The organism is Mycobacterium sp. SM3041 (genome assembly GCF_039668335.1).
In the GTDB taxonomy this organism is placed as follows: Bacteria; Actinomycetota; Actinomycetes; order Mycobacteriales; family Mycobacteriaceae; genus Mycobacterium.
Genome location: NZ_JAYXBQ010000057.1, coordinates 1 through 5,336, shown reverse-complemented (window position 1 = coordinate 5,336; position 5,336 = coordinate 1). Strand labels below are relative to the sequence as shown.

Below are 5,336 nucleotides of genomic sequence, written 5' to 3'. Positions count from 1 at the left end.
CCAGGCCCTGGCGCGCCAGCGAGGCGGCCACGGTCTTGCGGGACACCGCGCGGCCTTTTTCACGTAGGTCAGCCAGTATCCGCGGTGCCCCGTACACCCCGTCAGAGGCTTCGTGAGCGGCCGCTACCGCGGCATCCAGACCGGCACGGCGCACCGCAGCCGCACCAGGTGCGGCGGCCGCGTTGGTGCGCCATTTGTAGAACCCCGAGCGGGACACCTCCAAGGGTCGGCACATCCGTACGATGCTGTAGTTGGCCTTCTCGGCGGCAATACCCTGGTAGGCCTCTACCGGTTCTGTTCGGAGGCGAAGAAGGCCGCGGCTTTTTTCAAAAACTCACGGTCCAAACGCAATTCAGCATTCTCTCTGCGCAGCCGCTCCAACTCGGCACGCACATCAGCATCGAGCACCGCGTCAGTATCGGTGCCGCTCGCGCGTTGCTGGGCCAGGCGCACCCAGCGCTCCAGCAGTTGTTCACCGACGCCGATCTCCACGGCCACGTGCGCAATCGGGCTGCCCGTCTCGATCACCAGGCGGGCAGCCTGCTCCCGAAACTCCGGGGTGTACTTCTTGCGCTTGCCCGACATACCGGACATCCTTCGCGCGGGACCAGCAGTCCCACCAGTTAGGTGTCCACCATCAGGGGTCAACCCCAGGCCCATCAGTCTCTAGAATTACCGGGAGCGTGCGTTTCGACGACATCGTCCTCATTTGTATCAGTCCAAGCTCGAACATTAGGGGTGGTGATCCCAGGATGTCCAAAGCGCTCGCGCGCAAGGCTTCGTCGGTCAAGAATCGTTGTGCGCGGTAGCGGTCGATTCTGAAATGGTCGGCGACCAGGTAAAGGTACTCGACGACGATTCCACGTGCGATCGCTCGAGGTAGGTGTATTCGGTAGTGATCGTTCAGGTACTTCACGACGAACGTCGTGCGATTGCCCATCCAGGGTGAGCGCCAGGTCACGGGTTGATGGGCTAGTTCTACGCGCTCTAGGTGCGTCGCTGGCTGGGGGCACTCCCGGGGCGGGGTTTCGTGTCTCAGATGCGGACCACCATATTTGCGGTGGGAGGGGTAGCGGTCGGTCCGTGATCGAGGCTGAATTCTGCAACAGCGATTCCAGCCATGGAAATCTTCGGTCTGAGCGAAGTCATCCGTAGTCATCCGTCACCATCTATCTGTTTCATCGGTTCGGGCGGTGCTGAACTCTGACTAGGAGCTGTCATTCTTCAGCAGGACGTCAGTGGAATTGACCGTTCAGAAACTCTGCCCGCGCGGCGGTGCGGGCCAGCTTTCCCGACGTCGTACGGGGGATGCGGCCGGCCGCAACCAGTCGCACCTCGGCGACGCGCACCTGGTGATGACGCGACACCGCAGCCCGCACCGCCTCGGCCACAGGCCCCAGTTCGGCACGCCCGGCACCCACCGCACGCTCGGCCACCACGACCAGTTGTTCACCCGAATCACCAGGCACAGCAAAGGCTGTCACGTAGCCGGACCGCACCGCCGACGAGGCGCGGCTGACCGTCGCCTCGATGTCCTGCGGGTAATGGTTGCGTCCGTCGACGATGACGAGATCCTTGATGCGGCCGGTGACGAACAGCTCGCCGCCGACGTAAACGCCCAGATCGCCTGTGGCCAACCACAATGCGTTGTCCTCAGCGCCATCGGCGTGGCTGACGGTCTGACGGGTCTGCAGCTTGTTGCCGAAGACCCGCTCGGACTCCTCGGGCCGGCCGAAGTAGCCCCGGCCGATGTTGTTGCCGTGCAACCAGATTTCGCCGACGGTGCCGTCGGCGGCCTCATCGCCGTCGGGCGTCACGATCGTCACCCACTGGTCCGGGATGGCCTGCCCGCACGACACGTGGGGCACCGCGCCGTCCGCGTGCCGGCCCACGACGACGGCCCGGCCCGCCGCGAGCTCCTCGCGGTCCAGATATGTGGCGCACGGCTTTTCGTCCGCGCCGATGCTGGCGACCGACAGCGTCGCCTCGGCCATGCCGTACGACGGCTTCACCACGGTCTCGGGCAGCCCGTAGGGCTTGAAGGCCTCCATGAACTGCTCGATGGACGGCAGCGTCACGGGCTCGGAACCGTTGAGCAGCGTCACCACATTGCTGAGGTCGAGCGGTTCATCGGCCGGCGGCAGGCCACGCTGCGCACACAACTCGAAGGCGAAATTGGGTGCGGCCGCGAACGTGCGGCCGTGGGCGGCCTCGTCGGCGAGGCGCCGGATCCACCGGTAGGGCCGGCGGACGAACGCCATGGGGTCCATCAGACTGATCTGGCCGCCGCACAGCGCGGGGAACATGATCATGATCAAGCCCATGTCGTGATACAGCGGCAACCAGCTCACGCTGCGGATGTCGGTGTCCAGGCCGCCGGCCAGGATCATCTGAATGACGTTGGTGCACACGTTCCGATGCGTGATCTCCACGCCGGCAGGCGTGCGCGTCGAGCCCGAGGTGTACTGCAGGTAGGCGACGTCGTCGGTGCGGGACTCTGGGGCCACGTACATCTCGGCGAGGGTGTCCGGCACGGCGTCGACGGCGATCACCCGCGGGCGCTCGGCGGCGGGCAGCGTCTTGATGAACGTGCGGACCGCTTCGGCGGCCGCGGTGGTGGTGAGCACCGCGGCCGGCTTGGCGTCGGCCAGCACCGCGGCCAGGCGCTCGGTGTGCCCGGCGAGGGCCGGCGCGAACAACGGCACGGCGATGTTCCCGGCGTGCACGGCCGCGAAGAACGCCGCGACATAGTCGACGCCCTGCGGCGCGAGGATCGCCACCCGGTCGCGGGGAGCGGTGACCTGCTGGAGCCGGGCCGCAACGGCGTTGACCTGAGCCCACAGGCCGTTCCAGCTGAGTTCGATGATCTCGCCGTCAGGGTTCTGCGCGTAGTCGATGAACCGGTACGACGGACTCTCGCCCATCGCCGCGCGGTTGCGCTCCAGGAACGACGTCAGCGTGATGCCGTCCGGTATGACAATGCTGCCATCGGAGTGAAGGAAACTTTCGGCTGACGCTGCATCTCCAGCAGTATTGTTGCTCAACGCTTTGCGTGTCATCGAAGTCATTTTGACGTCACTTTGACCCATGAACTTTCTCATCGTCGGCCCCAAGCAAACAGTGCCACAGTGTTCTGCGCTCCTACTGTCTAGACGTGGCGTGATGCAGACTGATCAGCTGCAGGTGCGCGTCCGGTCGACTGCTGGCGTTTGGGCGGTATGCAAACAATGTATGGCCACCGGAAGTACGCCCCGATGATGGCCGCGATCTGCCGCTTTGGGGCGACCAACATGTCGAGCAGACGATGCCGGCGTAACGAAATGGTCTGAATGATGCGCACATCGGCTCCAACGTGACTGATCGCTGCACTATAGCCGCGATGACAAATCTAACTTGCCAACTGGCTGGTTAATTTAGCTTCCATGGCTAACGATGGGCAACCCCAGCCGAAGGTGAGTGACATCACATCCGCCGCTGAGGCATCATTCATCCAGTGCGCACGCAGCCCGCATAAACTCCCCGAAAGGTTGGCAGAGGAAACTTGACGTCATCACGTGGCTTCGTACGCCACCGTATCGTCCAGGCGGCTTTGGAATTATTCGCTGAGTACGGTGTCAAGGGCACGACCTTGCAGATGATTGCCGACCGGCTTGAGGTGACCAAAGCCGCTGTGTACTACCACTTTCACACCAAAGACGAGATCGTGAGGGCCGTCGCACAGCCGTTACTCGAGGACATCGCTCGCGTAATACGTATCGCCGACGCGCTTCCCGACCCCCATTCGCGGCGCGAAGTCGCCGCCAGCGGCTTTGTCGAACTGGCGGTGCGCCATAGGGGCCTCAGCGCAATTGTGCAGAACGACCCGGCCATGAGCACGCTCGCGAAGACGCATGTCGAGTTGGAGAACGCCGTCGTGAAGCTGATCACGCTGCTTGATGGCCCCGACGCGGACGTCGCCCACCATATCGGGACATCGATGATCATCGGCGGAGTTTCCGGCGTTGTAACCGATGCGCGGTTGCGCGACGTGCCCGACGAACTGCTCCATCGTGTGCTTCTCGACTACGCCCAGCATCTGCTACATACCCCCAAGTTGCTGTCGGCGGCCGTGAAGCCGTCGGGAAGTGTGTAGCCGCCCAGGAGCGAGGTGCCGAAACGAGAATTCGTGACGCGGTGGTGCACTTGCGGCGCCGGGCAGATTCGGGAGCTCCTACGGGTATCGAAGATGGTGTGGGGTTTACGAAACCCGTAGTCGCATTGCGGCAGACTAGCTGCGGCAGTGGAGCCCGCGCCTTCGGCGCTAGCGCGGACTGATCCGCTTATCTGTAACTGGGCTTGACCCCGTTTGGTGGACACAGGGTCAGGCGGCTTGTGCCGTCTTAGTGATCCGGTTTTCGTATTCCACCGGTGTGATCATGCCGATCGCGCTGTGTCGTCGGCGGCGGTTGTAGATCCGTTCGATCCAGTCACCGACGGCGAGCTTAGCGGCCGCCTTGGTGGGCCACAAGTACCGGTCGTAGAACTCGACTTTCAGTGTGGCCCAGAATGATTCAGTGGCAGCGTTGTCCCAGCACACACCTGTACGCCCTACCGAACGGGCCAGATTGTGGGTGCGGGCAACCCGAGCCATCTGCGCACTGGTGTACTGACAGCCCCGATCCGCATGGAAGATCACCTGCTCGGGCAGGTCGGCGCGCAGAGCCACCGCCATCGCGACCGCCGACTCGACCAGATCGGTATGCAGGTAGTCCTCGATGGCCCAGCCGATGACCCGCCGGGAATGCCCATCACGGACCGCGCACAGATACAGCCAGCCTTGCCCGGTGCGCAGATAGGTGATGTCGCTGGTCCACACCGCATTGAGCGTCCCGGCATCGAAACGGCGTTTCACCAGATCAGGGATCGGTGGGGCGTCCAGATCCACCACCGTGGTCACCGGAGCGAACGTCCGTGGACTGATCCCGTGAAGGCCCTGGCGCGCCAGCGAAGCGGCCACCGTTTTACGGGACACCGTGCGGCCCTTCCCACGCAGATCGGCCAGGATGCGCGGTGCCCCGTAGACCCCATCAGAGGCGGTGTGCGCGGCCGCGACAGCGGCATCGAGATCGGCACGTCGGACCGCGGCCGTGCTGGGCCCAGACCCCAATCGGATGTGCCGACTCTTGGAGGTGTCCCGCTCGGGGTTCTACAAATGGCGCACCAACGCGGCCGCCGCACCTGGTGCGGCTGCGGTGCGCCGTGCCGGTCTGGATGCCGCGGTAGCGGCCGCTCACGAAGCCTCTGACGGGGTGTACGGGGCACCGCGGATCCTGGCTGACCTACGTGAAAAAGGCCGC

At 64.2% G+C, this 5,336-nt stretch carries 5 protein-coding genes; 1 reads left to right on the top strand and 4 read right to left on the bottom strand.

Annotated elements, in window-relative coordinates; all coding sequences use genetic code 11:
- The 3 genes from VXD91_RS20890 to VXD91_RS20880 form a co-directional block, all read right to left on the bottom strand.
- Nucleotides 1-235: IS3 family transposase (locus VXD91_RS20890; RefSeq protein ID WP_346416283.1), on the bottom strand; the 235-nt coding region annotated here is incomplete at its 3' end.
- A gap of 50 nt (nucleotides 236-285) precedes the next feature.
- On the bottom strand, nucleotides 286-585 hold the full coding sequence (locus VXD91_RS20885; RefSeq protein ID WP_346416282.1) for a transposase: 300 nt from the start codon (nucleotides 583-585) through the stop codon (nucleotides 286-288).
- 650 nt (nucleotides 586-1,235) lie between these two features.
- Nucleotides 1,236-3,059, bottom strand: a complete 1,824-nt coding sequence (locus VXD91_RS20880; protein ID WP_346416281.1) for a fatty acyl-AMP ligase — start codon at nucleotides 3,057-3,059, stop codon at nucleotides 1,236-1,238.
- A gap of 482 nt (nucleotides 3,060-3,541) precedes the next feature.
- On the opposite strand from VXD91_RS20880, the gene VXD91_RS20875 reads away from it, so the two are divergent.
- On the top strand, nucleotides 3,542-4,132 hold the full coding sequence (locus VXD91_RS20875; RefSeq protein ID WP_293021469.1) for a TetR/AcrR family transcriptional regulator: 591 nt from the start codon (nucleotides 3,542-3,544) through the stop codon (nucleotides 4,130-4,132).
- Between the two features lie 228 nt (nucleotides 4,133-4,360).
- Here the strand turns inward: VXD91_RS20875 and VXD91_RS20870 are convergent, their stop codons facing one another.
- Complete coding sequence (locus VXD91_RS20870; protein ID WP_346416280.1) at nucleotides 4,361-5,146, bottom strand: IS3 family transposase; 786 nt, start codon at nucleotides 5,144-5,146, stop codon at nucleotides 4,361-4,363.
- Nucleotides 5,147-5,336 lie beyond the last annotated feature (190 nt).

Excerpts from the sequence above, each read along its gene's own strand:
- VXD91_RS20885 (WP_346416282.1), bottom strand. The coding sequence starts at position 585 with ATGTCGGGCAAGCGCAAGAAGTACACCCCGGAGTTTCGGGAGCAGGCT.
- VXD91_RS20880 (WP_346416281.1), bottom strand. The coding sequence starts at position 3,059 with ATGACACGCAAAGCGTTGAGCAACAATACTGCTGGAGATGCAGCGTCA.